Source organism: Fructobacillus fructosus KCTC 3544 (genome assembly GCF_001438695.1).
Lineage (GTDB): Bacteria > Bacillota > Bacilli > Lactobacillales > Lactobacillaceae > Fructobacillus > Fructobacillus fructosus.
In genome coordinates this window covers 1-1,328 of record NZ_JQBH01000029.1, presented here as the reverse complement: position 1 = coordinate 1,328, position 1,328 = coordinate 1, and the positions used below count along the sequence as shown (strand labels likewise).

2 protein-coding genes are annotated in these 1,328 nt (G+C 41.5%); both read right to left on the bottom strand.

Annotated features, from left to right (window positions below; genetic code table 11):
* Positions 1–31: 31 nt before the first annotated feature.
* Positions 32–658, bottom strand: coding sequence for a Sak single strand annealing protein (locus IV71_RS07600; protein ID WP_010017870.1), 627 nt, complete (start codon positions 656–658; stop codon positions 32–34).
* A gap of 11 nt (positions 659–669) precedes the next feature.
* On the bottom strand, positions 670–1,328 hold a 659-nt coding region (locus tag IV71_RS07595; RefSeq protein WP_010017868.1), incomplete at its 5' end, for a DUF1351 domain-containing protein.

Sequence of the window (1,328 nt, the reverse complement as noted above, 5' to 3'; positions counted from 1 at the left end):
GTTAATCGTCCAGTTAATACAACTCGGTTAATCATGCCGTTTGCTCCTTCTCTTTCTTTACTTCGGCTTTCATCTTTGCCTTTTCTAGTGTTTCGTTAACAAACCTTTCGGCTGTTTTGTAATTGTCCTCGGGAAGGTCACTAATCTTCGCAACACCAAGTTGCTCAGTAAACCAACTTAGTAATGGCTTCCCAGTTACCTTTTCAACATTTTGGATAGTAATATCGAGGATGTTAGCCTGTTCAGGAGTTATTTTTTCAGGCTCTACATCTGGTAAATCTTCTCCAGCGTAAATATAAAGTCCAAGCCCAAACATCGCTAAGTTTTTGACCAAGCAGCGCATAACTGCCTTGTTAACATCAGTTGTTGTTGGCTTCATCAATGATTTGTTACGCATGTCCATTACTGGAAGCCACATTTCTAGGGTCTTGCCTTCGATTGTCACTTCAGTAGACACCATGAATCCAGATTGATTATTACCGGTATACAAATCGCCATTTTCTGACTTCTTAACACGATACGTCGTATCTGGATAGCGTTTCATCACTTCTGAGATTGCCCAAGGCCAAGACAAGTAACTAAAGTTTCCTTTTTTGTCGATATGGTCTTTGACATCAATTTCACTCAGCGTCTTAAATACTGATTTTGTTTCAGTCATGCCGAATCCTCCTAACCTTCACTAGTTCCTTGAAATTGGATACCCTTACCATTCAAGAAGTCGGCAATCTCTTGCAACTCATCTCGAGTACAAGCAAACACCTTAAATGAACGGTCATAGCGTTCTTCAACAGGCTTAATCACTTCGCCTGTCTCTTCGTCAACTTGCTTTGTTTGCGCTTGTGAGATAGCCCGTTCACGATCAGCACGTTGCGCCGCTTCCTGCGCTTCTCGTTGTTGGTTAGCCATCCGCACATCGAACTTCATACCTTCAATAACTTCAGGTAGTGAATGACTATCCAGTTGCTTGAGGTAAGGAGATGGATGAACATTCAACTCACTCGCAAACTCCTTAACCATCTTGATTTCATTCTGTTCAGTCTTTTGGTTAGCTTTGTCAGTCATGATAGCCGGAGTTAGCTCACTATCAATAAAGCTATCCTTTGGCTCAAGGCCATTGAAGTTCTTCTTGTAAAGCCACTTTTCATCAATGGGAATCCGTGGTTTATATGGCGTATCTTGATACTGGCTTTCAATGTACAAATTGATATTAGCCCGCCACTTTTCCTTCAACTCTTCTGTGTACTTATCGAGTTGAACCTTGATGTTATTACCTGCCGATTTGAGCTTCTTCTCGGCATTCATCATCTTTTCCTTAACTGGTAGCCAAG